We start from the raw sequence: 16,958 nt of genomic DNA, 5'->3' as shown, positions 1-16,958 counted from the left end.
GATCAGCCCCTCGGGTCGTACGTCGTCGGGCGCACGGGCACGGTGACCGTGACCGTGGCGGGCGACGCATGGGTGAAGTGGAGTAGCAGGGTGATCTGCTCGCCCACCGAGGGCTTGTGGGTGAGGTTCTCCAGCATCATGTGGTCGCCGCCGGTCCCGAGGACGAGTTTTCCGCCCGCGGGCACGGTCAGTGCGCCCACCTGGCGCATCGTGGTGCCGGTTGTCGTGTGCAGGGTGACGGACGCGGCGAGCGGGGTGCTCACCGACGTCAGTTGCGCGTCCGTGCCGCCGGTGTTGGTCACCGTCACATAGGCGGCGGCCTCGTCCGTCAGCAGCGGCTGGGGAATGTACCCGGTGCTGACCGCCAGCTTCGCCGGGCCGGAGGAGCCCGACGTGTGTCCGGTCAGTCCCGCCGCGGCGCCGCTCGCCGCGGCCACGGCCACGACTCCGCCTAGGGCACCGAGCAGTGCCCGCCGCCGCCTCACGGCGTTCCGCCGCTGATGATCTTCGGCAGGTCGTGGCTGTACTGGTCGGCGGTGGTGCCCGACATGTACAGCACGTGGGCCTTGTCGTCCTTGGGCGAGAAGGCCAGCACCTCCGCGCCATGGGTGACGGTGATGCTGCCGTCCTTCTCCTTGACCGGCGGGGAGATGCCGACGCCCACCGAGCGGGCCGCCGTCTGGATGGTGGCGAAGTCGCCGGTCAGGCCGATGAAGCTCTTGTCCATCGCGCCCAGCCACTGGCTCAGCCGCGCGGGGGTGTCGCGCTCGGGGTCGGTGCTGACGAACACCACCTTGAGCTTGGCCTGGTCGGCCGCGGACAGCTTGGACTTGGCCAGGGCGAGGTCGCTCATGGTGGTCGGGCACACGTCGGGGCAATGGGTGTAGCCGAAGAAGAGCAGCGTGGGATGACCCGCCGTCTGCTTGACCAGGTCGAACGGCTTGCCCTGGTTGTCGGTCAGATGCAGCTGCGGCTTGGCGAAGGGGGTGTCGAGCACGGTGCCGGGCTGGTTCGCGGCGGTGCTCACCACAGCTGCGGCGGCGGAGTCGGAGTCGGTGTCGCCGCCGCCGGAGGAGCCCCCGCAGCCGGTGAGCAGGAGGGCGCAGGCGGCGGCGAGGACGGCGGCGGCGGTCTTGGCGGTGGTACGCATGGAAGTGGTCCTCAAAGTGCGGTGGTGAAGGGGCCGGGCGGCTGCGGAGCCCCGGTGCGGGGACGTGGCCGCCCGGCGGTGCCGTCAGCCGGCGGCCGACGAGCCGTCCTGCGCGGGCGTACGGCGCCGGCCCGCGAAGACGCCGAAGCCGACGCCCGCAGCGCCGACGACGATGCCGGCGATGCCCAGGCCGCGGGCGGTGTCGTCGCTGCCGCTGCCCGAGGCGGCTGCCTGCGGTGTCGCCTTGCCGGCGCCGCTGTCGGCCGCGGGCGCCGGGGCGGGCGTGCCGGTGGCGGCGGACGCGGCGCCGTCGTCGGCGGCTGCCGTCAGTTTCAGGGTCGGCGCCGGGTTCTGCGGCTCGGCCTGGCCGGCCTGCGGGATCTCGATCCAGCGGACGACGTCGCCGTTGTCGTAGGTCTGCAGCGCCTTGAAGGCCAGCGAGTCGGTGTCGGAGGGCAGCGGCCCGAAGGACACCGGGAACTGCTGGAACTGCCCCGGCGCGATCTTCCCGCCGCTCCAGGTGATCTTGGTGACGGCCTGGTCGATGGTGCCGTCGTCGGTCTTGATCGGCGTGGCGAGCTTCGACTGGGTCACCTGCGCGGTCCAGCCCGGCACCGGCTGGATCGACACCGACGCGATCGGGTGGTCGGTCGGCAGGTTCACTTCGAGCTTGATCGTGGACGCGTTGTCCTGCTCGTTGGGCACCTTGAAGGCGACCGTGGTGTAGCCGCCCTTGGCGGCGGAAGTGGGCTGCACGGTGACATGGGCGAAGGCCGGCATGGCGGCCAGGACGACGAAGGCGCCGGCGGTGGCCGCGACGGCCGCGGCACGGCCGGAGATGCGGGACATGCGGGAACTGCTCATGGCAGGGGTTTCTCCACGGTGAAGGGTGCTGCTGACGGTGGACGGGGAACAGGCCGCGCCATCTGCGCACGGGGTGACGCCGGGGCAATGTGCCGAGCCGAAGGCTCTGCGCGGCGTGCGACGGGCGTACGCGGCCGGTCCGCCGTGGCAATGGGCGACGGATTTCCGGGCGTACGGGTCACGCGCCACCGGTGGCGTTCCCGTGGCGTTATGCGGCCGGGCGGTCCCGCGCGCCGCCGCCCATCCACCCACGCCGCGACCGTACGCCCATAGCGCGCGCAATAGGCGCATACGGGAGAAAACGGAACACGAGGCGATACGGGAGGCGCGGACGCCGCGTCAGGCCGCCAGGGCCACCGGTGGGCCGCGCCGGGCCAGCGAATGTCGCAGCAGCACCGTGCGCCAGGCGGCGCCCGGTGGTTCGCCGGCACGCCACAGGCCCGGCCGCAGCGGGCCCGGCGCGTCGCCCGCGAGGGCGGCGAGCAGCGCGCGGGCGCGGCGCAGGACGGCCGGGTTGAGCACGGCGAGCTCCGCCGCGCCCCGGACCGACAGCCTGACCAGGCGCCAGACCGCGGCCTCGCCCCGGCGCAGCACCCATCCCGCGACCACGGCGGCGAGCAGATGGCCGAGCAGCATCGGCAGCGAGCACAGCGGCAGCGCCGCCATCAGCGTGTGCGCGTCGGGGCCGGCCGGGCGTCCGCCGCCCGTCATGCCGGTCATCCCCGGCATCGTGGCCGCGGTGTCCGGGTCGAGGCCCGCCGCGGTGACGATCTGCCGGGCCGACTGCACGGTCAGCGGCCCGCCGTGGGTGCCGCACACCAGGCGGGCGGCCAGGGCCAGCAGCCCGCCGTCGTTTTCACCCGGACGGTACAACCCCGGCGCGGCGCACATCTGCCCGGCGCCGAAGACCACGTGCAGCGTCAGCTGGCCCGCGGCCAGGCTCACCGCGATGCCCGGCATCGCCCGCTCCCGGCCGGCGAGCGGCACCACGACCGCGAAGACCCCCACCCATCCCAGCGCCAGCGACCACACCGGCACCGGGGCGCCCGAGGCCAGCGTGTGACCGGCCGCGGCCAGCACGACGCAGACCGCGGCGAACACCGCGGCCCGCAGCAGTCGCATGCCGGCGCCTGCGCGCACAGCGGTCGCGGGGGAAGCCATGACGGCCGACATCTTCTCACCACGGGCCCCAGCAGAGAACACGGGGTGTCCGCCTCGCGGCGGTGTGTCCGGCCGCCTTTTACACCCGTACGCCGGGTGCACACATCCGCCGAACGAGCGGCATGGCGTCAACACCGCGCTTACGGCGCGGCCTTCGCGGCAATACGTAACCGTATGTCGAGCCGCAGCCAGGAGGCTGGAGCATGAGCATCTGGTGGTCACTCCATTTGCGGCGCGAGGCTGCGAGCGTTCCGATCGCCCGGAAGCTGCTGCTGGGGACGATGGAGACCGCGGGGGTCGACCCCGACATCTCCTTCGACCTGTGCGTGGCGCTGTCCGAGGCGTGCGCGAACGCCGTGGAGCACGCCGGATCGGCAAACGGCTACTGCGTCACCGCCCACATCGACGGCGACTGCTGCCGTATCGAAGTCGCCGACTCCGAGCCCGCGTCGTCCCGCGACCGCACGACCGTCTTCGACCACGCACCCGAATCCGACCGCAAACCGGACTGGGTCCTGCACCCGGCGCGCCCGCTGAGCCACCGCGGGCAGTACGCCGAGCACGGGCGCGGCCTGTTCCTCATCGAGGCGCTGGTGGACCACGTGCGCTTCCACGACCGCCCCGGGCTCGGGACGGCCGTGTCCTTCGACAAGGTCCTCAAGTGGCGCGACGACGCGCTGCTGCGGGCGTCCTGAGCCCGACCAGCCCGACCGCCCGACCAGCCAGCCCGACCCGCCGCAGGAGCCACGCAGGCGCCTTCTAGGCGCGCAGCGCCGCCATCCAGGACTCCACCTCGTCCGCGGCGCGCGGCAGCCCACCGGACAGGTTCCGGTGCCCCGAAGGCGTCACCAGGATGTCGTCCTCGATCCGGACGCCGATACCGCGGTATTCCTCCGGCACCGTCTCGTCGTCGGCCTGGAAGTACAGCCCCGGCTCGACCGTGAGCACCATGCCCGGCTCCAGGGTGCAGTCCACGTACGCCTCGGTGCGGGCGTGCGCGCAGTCGTGCACGTCGATGCCGAGCATGTGCCCGGTGCCGTGCAGCGTCCAGCGGCGCTGCAGCCCCAGTGCGAGCACCTTCTCGACCGGCCCGTCCAGCAGCCCCCACGCGACCAGGTGCTCGGCCAGGACGCGCTGCGCGGCCTCGTGGAAGTCGCGGTAGGCGGCGCCCGGCTTGACCGCGTCCATGCCCGCCTGCTGGGCGGCGTACACGGCGTCGTAGATCTGCCGCTGGATCGGCGTGAAGTGCCCGCTGACCGGGAGCGTACGGGTGACGTCGGCGGTGTACAGGTTGCGCGTCTCCACGCCGGCGTCCAGCAGCAGCAGGTCGCCGGAGCGGACCGGGCCGTCGTTGCGCACCCAGTGCAGCGTGGTGGCGTGCGGTCCCGACGCGCAGATGGAGCCGTAGCCGACGTCGTTGCCCTCGACGCGGGCGCGCAGGAAGAACGTGCCCTCGATGTAGCGCTCGGAGGTGGCCTGCGCCTTGTCCAGCACCTTGACGACGTCCTCGAAGCCGCGGGCGGTGGACGCGCACGCCTGCTCCAGCTCGGCGATCTCGAAGTCGTCCTTGACCAGCCGCAGCTCGGACAGGAAGACGGTCAGCTCCGCGTCCCGCTCGGCGGTGACCTTGTCCGCCAGCGCCGCCTCGATGCCCGCGTCGTGGCCGCGCACGACCCGCACCGGGCCGGTGGCCTCGCGCAACTGCCCGGTGACCTTGCGCACGTCACGGCAGGGGATGCCGAGCAGCTGCTCGCCCTCGGCCAGGCTGTTGCGGCGGCCCACCCACAGCTCGCCCTGCCCGTCGAGCCAGAACTCGCCGTTCTCCCGGTCCGAGCGGGGCAGCAGATACGCGGTCGCCTCGTGGCCGCCCTCGGGCAGCGGCTCCAGCACCAGGACGGCGTCCTGCGTCTGGTCGCCGGTGAGGTGGACGTACTCGGTGGCGGCGCGGAAGGGATACTCCGTGTCGTTGGAACGCCTGCGCAAATTGCCGGCGGGAACGACGATCCGCTCGCCGGGGAAGCGGGCGGACAGCGCGGCCCGGCGGACCGCCGCGTGCGCGGCCTGCGGGATCGGGGTGAGGCCGCGCCGCTCGGTGTCGGCCCAGCCGGACTTCATGACGTCGGCCAGCTCGTCGGACACCGCCGGGTAGAGGCCGTTCTTGCGCTGCTTGACCGGCTTGTCCTCGGCGGCCTGCGCCGCCTCGGTGTCCTGCGCGTCCGCTGCCGCCGCCGTCGCGGCGTCCGCGGCGGCCTCGCGCCGTTCGTCCCCGGTCGTGCCCTGCTGCTGGTGGGCCTCCGTCACGTCCTGCCTCCTCAGATGAACCGTTCGTCCATCGTAGGCGGGGGGTACGTCAGTCGAAACGGGCCACCAGAAGCACCAGGTCCTCCTCGCCGCCGGTGCGGTCCAGGCCGCCGGGCAGCACGGTGTGCAGCAGGTGGTCGGCCAGCCGCCCGGGGTCCTCCCGTACGGCCCCGGTCGCGCTGCGGGCGGCGGCGTGCACCCGGGCGAAGGCCCGGTCGGCGCAGTCGCCGGTGCGGTGCAGCAGCCCGTCGGTGAACAGCACCAGGCTCTCGCCCGGCCGCACCCGCAGCTCGACGCTCGGCGCCTCCCAGCAGCTGAGCATGTTCAGCGGCGCGGACAGCGACGTCTCGACGAACTCGCAGCGGTGGTCGCCGACCAGCAGCGGCGGGCAGTGCCCGGCACCTGCCAGGGTCACCCGCCGCCCCCCGGCGTCCTGCGGGGCGCACACATGGCCGAAGAGCGCGGTGGCGGAGCGGGCGGGCTCGGTGAGCCGCAGCAGCAGCTCCAGGTCGGAGAGCACCGCGACCGGGTCCTCGCCCTCCATGACCGCGTACGCCCGCAGCGAGGCGCGCAGCCGGTCGCGCGCGGCCACCGCGCCCGGCCCGGCGCCCGTCACGCCGCCCACGGCCAGCCCCAGGGCTCCCTCGGGCAGCGGCAGGGCGTCGTACCAGTCGCCGCCGCCGCGCGGCCCGCCGCGGTGCCGTACGGCCATCCGCACGCCGGGGACGCGCGGCAGCCGGGCGGGCAGCATCTCGGCGGCCAGGTCGGCGGCGGCCTGCCGGCTGCGGGCCAGGTCCAGGCCGCGGGCGATGTGCTCGGCGGCGAAGCGCAGGTACATACCGGTGAGCCGGCGCTGCCGGGCGGTGGGCTCGGCGGCCTCGTCGTAGAACCACACGACCTGGCCGAGCCGGTGCCTGCGGGCAGCGGGCGCCGGGCGCGGCTTTGGCTCGGTATAAGGCGCAGCCTCGGCAAAGGGCGCAGCCTCGGCAAAGGGTGCCGGCTCTGTATAGGGCGCGGTCTCGGCAAGAGGTGCGGGGGAGCCGTCGTCGGCTGTGGAGAAGTCGGCGACGCCTGTGGAGAAGTCGCGGAGGTTTTCGTCGGAGGGGTCGCTGAGCAGCGCGGCGGTGTCGCCCGGCCCGGAGGAAGCGGCGGGGCCGCTTGTGGAGGAGTTGGCCGGATCAGGTGCGGATACGGTGCGGTCGACGGCGAGCGCGAGGCCGTATCCGGCGCCGAGGCCGAGCTGTGCGGCCACTTCCCGCTGGCGCCCGAGTGAGCCCGGCCCGTGGCGCAGATCCGGGTGCAGGACCTCCTCGGCGCCCGGCGGCACGGACCCGAAGGCGACAGTCTCCAACGCGCCGAGGTCGGCGTGTCCGAGGCCGAGTCCGACCGTTGTGTCGGGCCCGAGCCCGTCGGCGGGCGACAGCGAGATCAGGCCGCGTCGCGCGCCGACCAGCGTGCCGCCGGCCTGCACCACTTCACGCAGCGTGTCGTCCAAGAGGGCGGTACGGGCGAGCCGTTCGGTCAGCTCGTGCAGTAGGGACAGGTCGCACACCCAGGCCGCGAGCCGGTCCTGGACACCGAGGCGGTGTTCGTACGAGGCGCGTTCCGGCTGCTCACGGGCCATGTCCTGGCCGCTTCCCGGCGCCGGTCCCGCGGGAGGCGCGGAGGCCGCGGCCGGCACCCCCGCGACGGCAGGGGGCGGTACGGCGGCGACGGCGGCCGGGGCCGCGGTCACTGCGGGCGCGCTGGGAGTATGCGCCGCGGCGGGCCGAAGTGGCTCGCTTCCGGCCACTTTTCTGACCCGGGGCGGGTTCACCTGCGGGGACTTCCGGCCAGGGACCAGCGGGTGGGGCATTCAGCGCTTTTCGTCCGCGGTGCGCGGAGCACTTGCATGATTAGCATCGCAAACCCCCATGTGTGCTGCGCCGCTATCAAGGACCCCACTTCTACACGCCCTATCGTGGGCATGTCCAGGATTGTCCGGGTACACGGAGTGGTGTCGGCCGCCTTGCGCTCCACACCTCCGACGCCCTACGTTGGCTGAAAACAACCACCCCCGTCGTATGCGCGCTGTCGACTGATCCCAGCCAACAGCGCGTCATTTTGCGGGCGATGGGTAGGAACCCGAAGTCTGGCTCAAGCGTCGTAAGTACGTAATCAGTTGACGGCCGACCCAACCCCGGGTGGCGGGGGCACGGTCCCGGAGTGAGCCACGAACGAGTGGGTCACGATCAGGGCACCACGAACAGCCAAGCGCTTTTCACGCGCTAACCTCCGCCACGTTCCACGCTCGGCTGGCGGCGTTCGCTGTGCTGCGCTGCCTCGTAAGCGGTGTGCTCGACAAGTTACGTTCTGTAATGGGCAGATCCCTGGGCGTTAACGGAAAGGAACGAGCGCTGATGCGCGAGATCCTCGGAAGGCGACGCAAGCTCTCACTACAGCGGAAGGAGCGGACCGCGTTGCTCAACGCGGCGCTCACCTACGCCGAGCAGTGGCAGTGGCGGGTCGTACCCGGTGTGGGTTACGACCGGCGCGGCAGCTGGCGCGGGGCGGGAGCGCAGCCGTGCGCCTGCGCGCGGCCCAACTGCCCGGTGCCCGGGGCGCATCCGCTCGACCCCGGACTGCTGGCGGCGACCCGCGACCCACGTATGGTGCGGTTCTGGTGGACGCACCGGCCCGACGCGCCGGTCGTCCTGGCCACCGGCGACCGGGTCTCCGCGGCGAGCCTGCCGGCCGTCGCGGGCGCACGGGCGCTGGAGACGATGGAGCGGCTGGGCGTCCGGCTCGGCCCCGTGGTCGCCACCCCGACGCGGCTGCAGATACTCGTCGCGCCCTACTCGCTCGCCGACCTCGGCGAGATCCTCGACGGCCACGACTGGGTGCCGACCTCGTTGCGCTACCACGGTGACGGCGGCTACGTCGGCCTGCCGCCGTCCAGCAGCAGCGGCGGCCAACTGCGCTGGCTGCGCCCGCCGCGGATCGACGACCGTACCGCCGTCGGCGCGCCCTGGCTGCCGCAGATCGGCACCCTGGTCGACGCGCTGGTGCGCGCCGGCCGCCTGGCGCCGGACGGCGACCGGCTGACGTACTGACAGCTCGGCCCGGCCGGCAGCCGGCCTGGCAGCTCGGCAATGTGCGGCCGGGTTTCCCGGCCCCGGGGGGATTGCGAAGCCCGCCGCCGCGGTGAAAAGAGGCTGCGGCGGGGTAGCCGCCCGTATGTGACAGGCGCGCGGGGCGGCGTATGGTCGAGGGACGGTTCGTACGGGTGAACGTACGTCGTACCGTCACTCGTTCGGGTTGCCGCCGGCCGTGTGCGACCGCGGTGGCGGCGCCGCGTGGGCGGAACGGCCCGTATGCGACCGCTATGTTCTTCGTTGCGGCGAGTCCGCTGCCGCGGACCGTACGGCGACGTCGAGGGCGAGGGGAGCGGCGGATGGCATCGCACCAGAATGCGCAGGAAACCGGCAATCGTTTGCGTCTGATCGCCGCGGCCAGTGTCGTCGCCCTGGCCTTGGCGCTGCCGCTTGCCGCGGCGACGGCGGACCAGCACGACGGCGGCCGGCACGGCCAGGCCCGGCACAGCGCGTCCCACCAGGACGACGACGGTGACCGGGGCGCCCGGGCCCCGGGCGCGGCGGACGGCGACTGAGCCGCGCGGCCTGCCCGTCACATGTGCGGACCGCAGCCGCAGCCAGCGGTCCGCCGGCCATGGTCCGCAGCCCGCTGACCTGCGCCCACACAGGGAAAACCCGGTCGCTGACGACGGGGGATGCATCAGCGACCGGGCTGAATAAACGGTAACAAGACTTCGTCCGATCGCAAATTCCCCGGGCCGCGCTGGTCCCGTAATCCCGGCAATTCCAGGGGAGTTGTGACCGGAATCACTGACCAACCGCTCAGTCTGCCCGCGAGCGGGGCCCAGATCCGGGCGATCCGGGCGTTCCGCCGCGCGTCGCGCGGGCGCTCAGCTGAGGGTGATCTGCCGGTTCATGAAGCCGCTCCTGGCCCGCCGCTCCTCCGCCGTCAGCGGCTCGGTACGGCTCAGGGTCTCCGCCAGGCGCTCACCGAAGGCCGCGGCCGGCTTCTCGACCTCGTCCGCCCCCATGCCCACCGGCAGGTCCCACACCGGGACCGTCAGCCCGTGCGCGCGGAAGGACCCCACCAGCCGGGTGCCCTCGCCGAGCGACGAGGCGCCGGCCACATGCAGCCGGGCCATCGCGTCGAGCAGCGTCTCCTCGGCGTGCGGCATCACCCAGCGCAGGTGGTTCTTCTCCGGCGTCTCGCACCAGTACGCCGCCTCGACGCCGGTGAGCCGCACGGTCGGGATCGCGGCCTGGTTGGCGCGCTCCAGCGACGCGGCGACCTCGCCGGTCGCGGTCCCGGCGTCCTCCAGCCAGAACTCGAAGCCGCTGTGGACCTCCGGGACGAAGGCCGCGTCCAGATCCAGCAGGTCCTGCAGCCGCGGGCCGTCAGGGGCCTTCCTGCGGCCCTCCACGGGGTTGCCCGGCTCGGCGGTGAGCGCCCGGACCAGGGTGTCCGCCAGGTCGCGGCTGATGTCGCCGGAGGCGGTGTCGCTCTGCAGGCCCAGCAGCACCGCGCCGGTGTCGCGGCGCAGCCCCGGCCACGCCATCGGCAGCACCGTGCCGAGGGTGACGGACGGCACGCCCTCGGGCAGCGGGTCCTTCAGGGCCAGCGCGGCGGTGGCGGCGGGCACCAGTTCGCGCAGCGCCACCCAGTCGCACTCGCCGGGCAGGCCCTCGAAGGGGCGCTTGACGAGCTCGGTGACCGCGTGCGCGGCCTCCCGGCCGTGGCAGGCCTTGTAGCGGCGGCCGGAGCCGCACGGGCAGGGCTCCCGCGCGCCGACCACCGGCACGGCCTCGCCGCCCCTCACGCTCCCGGCGGCCGGTGCGGCCCCCTTGGTCCTGGTGGCGGTCGCGCGCTTCTTGGCCATGGCTCGGTCTCTCCCGTCGCGGCGGTGTTCCGGCCGCGAGCCTAGCGCCCGGAGCGACCCGCACCCGACCACGACGGGCGGGCGTACGCGGGCGTACGCCGTACGCGCCCGGCGCCGCCCCCTCGGGGGCGGTCAGCGGCGGCCGGCCGCTGTCGGCCGCGGTCAGCCACGGTCGTCCAGCGACTCCGCGAGGTCCAGCGGAAGGTCGAGCGGGATACCGCGGGGCAGGCCGATGCCCGTACCGCCGAGGCCCACGTCGTCCCGCCGGGCGTGCCGGCCGCGGACCGGGAGCAGCGCCCAGACGGTGACCTCGCCCGGCGCGTGGTCGGCCACGCCCCAGCGCAGGGTGAGCCTGGCGACGATGCCGAGGCCGCGACCGCCGTGCGCCGTCAGCGACGGGCTGGACGGGCGTGGCCGGGTCGGGCCGCCGCCGTCGGTGACCTCGATCTTGAGCAGGCCGTCCGCGCCCACGGCCCACCCGGCCCGTATGCCGCCGTCCGGCTCCGTGGCGACACCCGCGGGCGCCGCGCTCTCGGCCCGCCTCGGGCCCGGTGTGCCGCGGCCTTCCACCTCCCGCGCCGGATCACCCAGCGGGCGGGCGTGCCGGCACGAATTGCTCAGCAGTTCGGAAAGGATCAGCACCGCGTCGTCGACCACCGTCTCCGGCACGTTCTGCGCGTACAGATCCCGGCGCATGCGCCGTCGTGCGTCCGCGACGCCTCCAGGACCATGGGGCAGGGCCATGGTCGTAGACGTCGGCACCTCCTGTGCGACCATCACCGACACCCCCGTGACCTCCTTCACCCCACGCCACGGGATGGATGCCCTCTGGGGCTGCACCGGAAACTGCCCGGCCGCGATCTCTTGACGCACTCCATACACCGCCTGAAAGCAACCGCTCGGGTGCGCCGGGCACGCCCATGCCCTTGGCAACGGCCGCCCGCGTACGCCCGGCGCCGGTGCGGGTGCGATCCTCCGCCGTATCGCTCGCAATTTGCCGCAACGTGAGAGAAGGCCCGACGTCTCTTGCCGCGTTTCACGCGGGATATTGCGGGGGCTTGCCGGTGAACCGGCGCGGTGGCGGGGCGCCGGCGAAAGACGTGGCAATGGGCGGCGGAATCGCCGGCAATAGGCGGAGCCGGAACGGGCGGGCGCCGCCGTCGGCCGGTCAGCGGCGCAGGCCCTCGATGCCGCTGAGCTGCTCGATCACCTGGCGGGGCCGGTTGGTGATGAGGGCGTCGACGCCCAGCCGGGCGCACAGTTCCACATCGGCGGGGTCGTCCACCGTCCATACATGGACCTGGTTTCCCGCCCGGTGCAAACGCGCCACGTAGCCGGGATTCGCGCGGATGATGCGCATGCCGGGACCGGCGATCCGGACGCCCGCGGGAAGCCGGCCGTCACGATGCCGCGGCAGCACGTACTGCATCAGATAGACGGTGGGCAGCGCGGGCGCGGAGAGGTGAACGCGGCGCAGGGAACGTGACGAGAAACTCATCACACGGACCTGGGACGGGGCATATTGCGGGGCCGGCGGCGTATCCGCGGCAATAGGCCAAGCCGTGGGGCTCCCTTCCGGCGCCGTGGCCGTAGGCGCGACGGGGGACGGGCCGGACCGGTCCCGCTGGTCTCGTTGGTCTCGTTGGTCTCGTTGGTCCGGCCGGTCGAGGCCGAAGTGGCGCAGCAGGTCGATGAGCCGCTCCTCCACCTGTCCGGCCCAGCGCGTCGGGTGCTTCGTCTCGATCGCCAGCTCCACGCGGCGGTCGGTGTCCACGACCAGCTCCAGCAGCCGCCGCAGGGTCAGGACCCGGCTGCGCTCGTCGAGGTCGTAGCGCTCCGGCGTCTCGGGGTCGGACTGCCGGCCCTTCCAGGAGCCGAAGTCCAGCGCCGCCAGGTCCGCCAGTTCCAGCGAGGAGACGGCCCCGCGGCCGTTGGACGTCCGGTTGACCCGCCAGTCGTGCACGCACACCAGCTCGCCGTCCGCCGTCAGCCGGATGTCGCACTCCAGGGCGTCGGCGCCGTCCTCGATGGCTTTCCGGTACGCGGCGAGCGTATGTTCTGGTACATCTTCGGAGGCACCCCGATGGGCGACGACCTGGACAGGGCGCCCCTGCGGGTACGTCTCCGGGACCGCGTGCGCATGTGTCATCGGTTCATGGTGCCACCGCCCCGGCGGAGCCCCCGCGAACCGGCCCCCTTGCGTACGCGTCGCTGACATGCACAGCTCCCGCTTACGGCGGTCCGACACGCCGTGGGAAATGCTGTGTTCGGCTAACCACCCTGTTTTGACCCGAGGAGAAACGCTGTGAGCACCGAGAACGAAGCCGGATCCGTCCCGGCTGCGGAGTCGGCGGCGACCGCGCCCGCAGGTGCGGCGCCCGACGGTGCCTCGGCCGCACAGGCCCCCGCTCCTCCGGCGGCACCGCCGGCGCCCGTCGACGACGTGGCGCGCACCGAGGTCCTGCCGACGCAGGCACCGCCGCCGGTGGGCCCGCCGTCGCCGTACGGCCCGCCGCCGGCCGCGCTCGCGCACCAGCACCAGGCTCCCGTGGGCCCGCCGCCCGGCCCGTACGACGCCCCGGCGCAGGCTTCCGCGCCCGCACCTTCACCCTCCCCCGTGCCCTCGCCCGCGTACGAGCCCCCCGCGGCGCCGGCCGCCGCGCCCGCGCCCGTACCGCCGCAGCCGCAGCAGTCCGCGCAGGACGCGCACCCGCCGGTCGTGCCGGCGCAGCCGCAGGCGTACGGGCAGCACGCGGCGTACGGCCCGGAGTACGGCTCGGAGCCGCACGAGAAGCCCCAGGAGCAGCAGCAGCTCCCGCAGCCGCAGAGCCAGCCCCAGCAGCCGCCGCAGGACCCGTACGCCGTGCCGGCCACCCCGTCGTACGCGACCGGCGGGCAGCCGCCGCAGACGCAGCCCGGTTACGGCGGCCCCGGCGGCCCCGAAGGCCCGGTGTGGGGCGCGCCCGTGCCCGTACCGCCGGACGGCGGGCGCAAGCGCCGCGGCATCGGCGGTCTGGTCGCCGCGGTGCTGGTGGCGGCGCTGGTCGCCGGCGGCGTCGGCGGCGGGATCGGCTACTGGGCGGCGGAGCACAACGACAACGACAACGCCTCGTCGTCCACCACGGTCTCCGACAGCGGCAGCCAGAAGGCCCTCAACCGCGCGCCCACGTCGGTCGCCGGCATCGCGAGCAAGGCGCTGCCGCGCGTGGTGACGATCAAGGCCAGCGGCAGCCAGGAGAGCGGCACCGGCACCGGCTTCGTCTACGACACCCAGGGCCACATCCTCACCAACAACCACGTCGTCGCCCCGGCGGCGGACGGCGGCAAGCTCACCGTCACGTTCTCCAACGGCAAGACGTACGACGCGGAGATCGTCGGCCGCGCCCAGGGCTACGACGTCGCGGTGATCAAGCTCAAGAACGCCTCGGGCGTCACCCTCTCGCCGCTGCCGCTCGGCAACTCCGACCAGGCGGCGGTCGGCGACGCGACGATCGCGATCGGCGCACCGTTCGGTCTGTCCGGCACGGTGACGACGGGCATCGTCAGCGCGGTGCACCGCCCGGTCGCCTCCAGCGACGGCCAGGGCTCGCAGGCGTCGTACATGAGCGCGATCCAGACCGACGCGTCCATCAACCCCGGCAACTCGGGCGGCCCCCTCCTCAACGCCAATGGCGCGGTCATCGGCATCAACTCCGCGATCCAGCCCGGCGGCACCAGCTCCCCCGGCAGCCAGGGCGGCAGCGTCGGCCTCGGCTTCGCCATCCCGATCAACCAGGCCAAGCGCGTCGCCGACGAGCTGATCAAGACCGGCCAGCCCGTCTACCCCGTCATCCAGGTCACCCTCGACGGCCAGTACCAGGGCGACGGCGCCAAGATCGGCCAGGACTCCAGCTCCGTCACCCCCGGCGGCCCCGGCGACAAGGCCGGCCTCAAGCCGGGCGACGTCATCACCCAGTTCGACCACACGATCATCGACAGCGACGAGACGCTGATCGGCGAGATCTGGCAGCACCAGCCCAAGGACACCGTCCCCGTCACCTACACCCGCGACGGCACGACCCACACCACCACCGTCACCCTCGGCGCCCGCACCGGCGACTCCACCCAGTAGGCTGACCCCCGCAGCGCCCCCACCCCCCGGCTCCCCTCACCCGGAGCCGACCCCGCGGGGCGCCCTGCGGGGAGGCTTGCCCGAGCGGCCGAAGGGAACGGTCTTGAAAACCGTCGTGGCAGCGATGTCACCGTGGGTTCAAATCCCACAGCCTCCGCACAGCTGACGCATCGAGCAGGCCAGAGCGGGTGCCCTCATCCTGGGGGCACCCGCTCTGTGCGTCCACCGTCCCAGCCGGGCCCGGACGCGGGTGGCCGTGCGTTGGCGGTGTCGGGGCCGGCCTTCTGGTCACCGCCCCCGCCGCATGCGCCGAGGGCGGCTCAAATGACTGCGACTATTCGGGTCCGCAAGCTGGTTCCCCCTTGGTGGTGATTGTGGCGGAGACGAGAGTGGCAGGTGCCCGTCCTTCTTCAGCTCGTCGGCGGCGTGACGGGCGGCGGAGGGGCCGAAGCGGTGGGGCGGCGGGTCTGCCATGCCTGGTAACCGCGCCAGGCGAGCTTGGGAAGTTCCCAGCAGAGCAGCCGCATGGGCCAGATCGCGAGGTAGAGGACCGTCCACCACATCAGCGTCCCGAGCGCGGCGATCGCGCCTCCGCCACCGCCGCCCGAGGAACGCCCCCGGCGCCGCCGTCGCCTTCGCGGCGTCAATGGCACCGACACCCGGAGCGGGCCCAAGCCGCCCGACAAGCGCACACTCACGGCAACCCCCGCATTCCGCGCCACTCAGGCGCTGTAGGGGCAGACCCTAGCGGAACGATGCGGGTCGAGTCGGCCGAACCGGGCAGTAGGGACGAGACGCCCTGAAGGTGCAAGCCGGTGGCGTGTGGAGGGCGGATCGGGGAGGGTCGGGGGGTATGGGAACGGTTGTGGAGAACGTGGCCATTGACTGCGCGGATGCGTATGGGCTTGCGCGGTTCTGGGGTGCCGTGGTGGGGCGGGACGTGGAGGGGGAGGCGGGGGACCGGGAGGTGCGGGTGGGGATGGCCGAAGGGCCAGCCTTGTATTTCAACCAGGTGCCGGAGGGCAAGGCCGGGAAGAACCGGCTGCATCTGTGCCTGCGGCCGGACACCTCGCGTGACGAGGAGGTCGAGCGGCTGCTCGCGCTCGGGGCGAGCTTCCTTGCCGACCGGCGCAATCCCGACGGTACGGGGTGGGCCGTGCTTGCCGACCCCGAGGGCAACGAATTCTGCGTGCTGCGCAGCCAGTCCGAGCGGGCCGCCGCGAACTGAGGTCACACCCAGCCGCGTTCGCGGGCCAGGAGGGCTGCTTGGAAGCGGTTGGACGCGCCGAGGCGCTGCATCACGGACGCCACGTGCTTGCGGTAGGTGCGGACCGCCACGCCCAGTTCGCGGGCCGCGGTCTCGTCCTTGTCGGCCGTGCACAGCGACTGGAGGATCTGGCGTTCCATCGTCGAGGCGAAGGCCGCGGACGTCGCGTCGGCGTCCTCGGAGACGGGGAGGTCGTGGGCGGTGTGCCACATGCGCTCGAAGAGCGAGACGAGGGCGGCGACCAGGCCCGGGTCGCGGGTGAGGATGGCGCCCTTGGATGTGTGGGTGGGGTCGATGGGGGTGAGGGCGGCGGTGCGGTCGCAGATGATGAGGCGTTCGAGGGGCTGGTAGGAGATCCGGACGTGCGCGCCCTTGGTGGTGAGCTCGCGGGCGTAGCTCATCGTCGTGGCGTCGTCGAGCGCGGGTGAGGCGAGCAGGGTGCGCATGTGGACGCCGCGGCGCAGGATGCGGGTGTCGAGGACTCGCGCGTGGTCGATGGTGTCCTGGCTCAGGACGCCGGTGGGGCTGGTCGTCAGGCTCTCGGTGCGGGTGAAGAAGGTCAGTTCGTCGATGACGGCCCGCACCGCCGCCATGCCCTCGATGTGCTGCACGGAGCTTTGGATGTCCGCGGGCCGGCTGCCGTCCGCCAGTGACTTCTCGTGCTCGGCGAGCAGCGAGTCGACGACGCCGCTGGTGATCGCCTCCTCCTCCAACTGTGCGCGTAATCGGTCCACTTGGCGCTCGACCAGGCCCTCGACGGCCTTCGCGGGGGAGACCGGGGCGAGCAGGCCGCCGGGCGTCTCGGTCGCCAGGCCCAGGGACGTGAGCCGGCGGTAGACGTCCTGCGGCTCGATGCCCTGCTGGGCCTCGTGGGCGAGGTGGCGGGAGACCTCCGCGTGGCCGAACCCGCCGCGGCGCAGCAGCAGTCGGTACAGGGCCTCGTCGTCCGGGTCCACTCCGAGGAACCTCAGGTCCGCTTGGGCCACCACATTCCCCTTGACCTGGTCCGGGCTTCGTGTCCCCGCGGAGGCAGGATATTGACCCGCGCGCATTCCGGGCAAGACTGCCTCCGGAATTCCGCCGGCCGACTTCAAGCGCAGTGGGTCTTCGCGCGTGCGCCAAGTCGCTCCTCAGGCCCCCGCCAAGTTGCTCT

The 16,958-nt window shown here is 73.2% G+C and carries 16 protein-coding genes and 1 tRNA gene; 6 read left to right on the top strand and 11 right to left on the bottom strand.

The window, feature by feature from the left end:
• Positions 1-2 precede the first annotated feature (2 nt).
• The 4 genes from HCN08_RS05800 to HCN08_RS05785 all read right to left on the bottom strand — a co-directional run bounded on the left by HCN08_RS05800 (position 3) and on the right by HCN08_RS05785 (position 3,136).
• On the bottom strand, positions 3-437 hold the full coding sequence (locus HCN08_RS05800; RefSeq protein ID WP_322974253.1) for a copper chaperone PCu(A)C: 435 nt from the start codon (positions 435-437) through the stop codon (positions 3-5).
• 44 nt (positions 438-481) lie between these two features.
• Complete coding sequence (locus HCN08_RS05795) at positions 482-1,150, bottom strand: SCO family protein (RefSeq protein ID WP_167981791.1); 669 nt, start codon at positions 1,148-1,150, stop codon at positions 482-484.
• Positions 1,151-1,234: 84 nt separating this feature from the next.
• Positions 1,235-2,014 (bottom strand): YcnI family protein, encoded by a 780-nt coding sequence (locus HCN08_RS05790; RefSeq protein WP_167981790.1) that lies wholly within the window; start codon positions 2,012-2,014, stop codon positions 1,235-1,237.
• Positions 2,015-2,353: 339 nt separating this feature from the next.
• Positions 2,354-3,136 (bottom strand): hypothetical protein, encoded by a 783-nt coding sequence (locus tag HCN08_RS05785; RefSeq protein ID WP_240969801.1) that lies wholly within the window; start codon positions 3,134-3,136, stop codon positions 2,354-2,356.
• 242 nt (positions 3,137-3,378) lie between these two features.
• Between HCN08_RS05785 and HCN08_RS05780 the strand changes: the two genes are divergently transcribed.
• Positions 3,379-3,870, top strand: coding sequence for an ATP-binding protein (locus HCN08_RS05780; RefSeq protein ID WP_167981788.1), 492 nt, complete (start codon positions 3,379-3,381; stop codon positions 3,868-3,870).
• Between the two features lie 64 nt (positions 3,871-3,934).
• Here HCN08_RS05780 and HCN08_RS05775 read toward each other — a convergent pair whose 3' ends face one another.
• Positions 3,935-5,476 (bottom strand): aminopeptidase P family protein, encoded by a 1,542-nt coding sequence (locus HCN08_RS05775; protein WP_167981787.1) that lies wholly within the window; start codon positions 5,474-5,476, stop codon positions 3,935-3,937.
• 49 nt (positions 5,477-5,525) lie between these two features.
• Complete coding sequence (locus HCN08_RS05770) at positions 5,526-7,100, bottom strand: PP2C family protein-serine/threonine phosphatase (RefSeq protein WP_240969800.1); 1,575 nt, start codon at positions 7,098-7,100, stop codon at positions 5,526-5,528.
• A 775-nt stretch (positions 7,101-7,875) separates the two neighbouring features.
• Here HCN08_RS05770 and HCN08_RS05765 point away from each other — a divergent pair.
• Positions 7,876-8,568, top strand: a complete 693-nt coding sequence (locus HCN08_RS05765; protein ID WP_167981785.1) for a bifunctional DNA primase/polymerase — start codon at positions 7,876-7,878, stop codon at positions 8,566-8,568.
• 341 nt (positions 8,569-8,909) lie between these two features.
• Positions 8,910-9,125, top strand: coding sequence for a hypothetical protein (locus HCN08_RS05760; protein ID WP_167981685.1), 216 nt, complete (start codon positions 8,910-8,912; stop codon positions 9,123-9,125).
• 315 nt (positions 9,126-9,440) lie between these two features.
• Here the strand turns inward: HCN08_RS05760 and HCN08_RS05755 are convergent, their stop codons facing one another.
• The 3 genes from HCN08_RS05755 to HCN08_RS05745 form a co-directional block, all read right to left on the bottom strand.
• Complete coding sequence (locus tag HCN08_RS05755; RefSeq protein WP_167981784.1) at positions 9,441-10,427, bottom strand: DUF5926 family protein; 987 nt, start codon at positions 10,425-10,427, stop codon at positions 9,441-9,443.
• 162 nt (positions 10,428-10,589) lie between these two features.
• Complete coding sequence (locus HCN08_RS05750; protein WP_322974252.1) at positions 10,590-11,213, bottom strand: ATP-binding protein; 624 nt, start codon at positions 11,211-11,213, stop codon at positions 10,590-10,592.
• Positions 11,214-11,595: 382 nt separating this feature from the next.
• Positions 11,596-12,576, bottom strand: coding sequence for a glycerophosphodiester phosphodiesterase family protein (locus tag HCN08_RS05745; protein WP_167981783.1), 981 nt, complete (start codon positions 12,574-12,576; stop codon positions 11,596-11,598).
• Positions 12,577-12,732: 156 nt separating this feature from the next.
• Between HCN08_RS05745 and HCN08_RS05740 the strand changes: the two genes are divergently transcribed.
• Together HCN08_RS05740 and HCN08_RS05735 are read left to right on the top strand one after the other, a co-directional pair.
• A complete protein-coding gene (locus HCN08_RS05740) occupies positions 12,733-14,538 on the top strand; it encodes a S1C family serine protease (RefSeq protein WP_167981782.1) in 1,806 nt (601 codons plus the stop codon).
• Between the two features lie 70 nt (positions 14,539-14,608).
• Positions 14,609-14,695: transfer RNA gene (locus HCN08_RS05735), tRNA-Ser, on the top strand.
• A 253-nt stretch (positions 14,696-14,948) separates the two neighbouring features.
• Here HCN08_RS05735 and HCN08_RS05730 read toward each other — a convergent pair.
• Positions 14,949-15,101 carry a hypothetical protein gene (locus HCN08_RS05730; RefSeq protein ID WP_167981781.1) on the bottom strand — a complete coding sequence of 51 codons (153 nt, stop codon included), beginning with the start codon at positions 15,099-15,101 and terminating at the stop codon, positions 14,949-14,951.
• A gap of 290 nt (positions 15,102-15,391) precedes the next feature.
• Here HCN08_RS05730 and HCN08_RS05725 point away from each other — a divergent pair, with 290 nt between their 5' ends.
• Complete coding sequence (locus tag HCN08_RS05725; RefSeq protein WP_167981780.1) at positions 15,392-15,766, top strand: VOC family protein; 375 nt, start codon at positions 15,392-15,394, stop codon at positions 15,764-15,766.
• A 2-nt stretch (positions 15,767-15,768) separates the two neighbouring features.
• On the opposite strand, the gene HCN08_RS36420 is transcribed toward HCN08_RS05725, so the two are convergent.
• Positions 15,769-16,791 (bottom strand): helix-turn-helix transcriptional regulator, encoded by a 1,023-nt coding sequence (locus HCN08_RS36420; RefSeq protein WP_167981779.1) that lies wholly within the window; start codon positions 16,789-16,791, stop codon positions 15,769-15,771.
• Positions 16,792-16,958: the final 167 nt, after the last annotated feature.

It is taken from the genome of Actinacidiphila epipremni (assembly GCF_012034175.1).
GTDB classification, from domain to species: Bacteria; Actinomycetota; Actinomycetes; order Streptomycetales; family Streptomycetaceae; genus Actinacidiphila; species Actinacidiphila epipremni.
Note: the sequence above shows the minus strand (reverse complement) of the source record. Positions and strands in the feature narration are given on the sequence as shown.

Bases quoted from the DNA above. Each gene is read 5' to 3' on its own strand.
- HCN08_RS05795 (WP_167981791.1), bottom strand. From the start codon at position 1,150: ATGCGTACCACCGCCAAGACCGCCGCCGCCGTCCTCGCCGCCGCCTGC.
- HCN08_RS05790 (WP_167981790.1), bottom strand. From the start codon at position 2,014: ATGAGCAGTTCCCGCATGTCCCGCATCTCCGGCCGTGCCGCGGCCGTC.
- HCN08_RS05785 (WP_240969801.1), bottom strand. From the start codon at position 3,136: ATGCGACTGCTGCGGGCCGCGGTGTTCGCCGCGGTCTGCGTCGTGCTG.
- HCN08_RS05780 (WP_167981788.1), top strand. From the start codon at position 3,379: ATGAGCATCTGGTGGTCACTCCATTTGCGGCGCGAGGCTGCGAGCGTT.
- HCN08_RS05770 (WP_240969800.1), bottom strand. From the start codon at position 7,100: ATGGCCCGTGAGCAGCCGGAACGCGCCTCGTACGAACACCGCCTCGGT.
- HCN08_RS05765 (WP_167981785.1), top strand. From the start codon at position 7,876: ATGCGCGAGATCCTCGGAAGGCGACGCAAGCTCTCACTACAGCGGAAG.
- HCN08_RS05760 (WP_167981685.1), top strand. From the start codon at position 8,910: ATGGCATCGCACCAGAATGCGCAGGAAACCGGCAATCGTTTGCGTCTG.
- HCN08_RS05755 (WP_167981784.1), bottom strand. From the start codon at position 10,427: ATGGCCAAGAAGCGCGCGACCGCCACCAGGACCAAGGGGGCCGCACCG.
- HCN08_RS05745 (WP_167981783.1), bottom strand. From the start codon at position 12,576: ATGACACATGCGCACGCGGTCCCGGAGACGTACCCGCAGGGGCGCCCT.
- HCN08_RS05730 (WP_167981781.1), bottom strand. From the start codon at position 15,101: ATGTGGTGGACGGTCCTCTACCTCGCGATCTGGCCCATGCGGCTGCTC.
- HCN08_RS05725 (WP_167981780.1), top strand. From the start codon at position 15,392: ATGGGAACGGTTGTGGAGAACGTGGCCATTGACTGCGCGGATGCGTAT.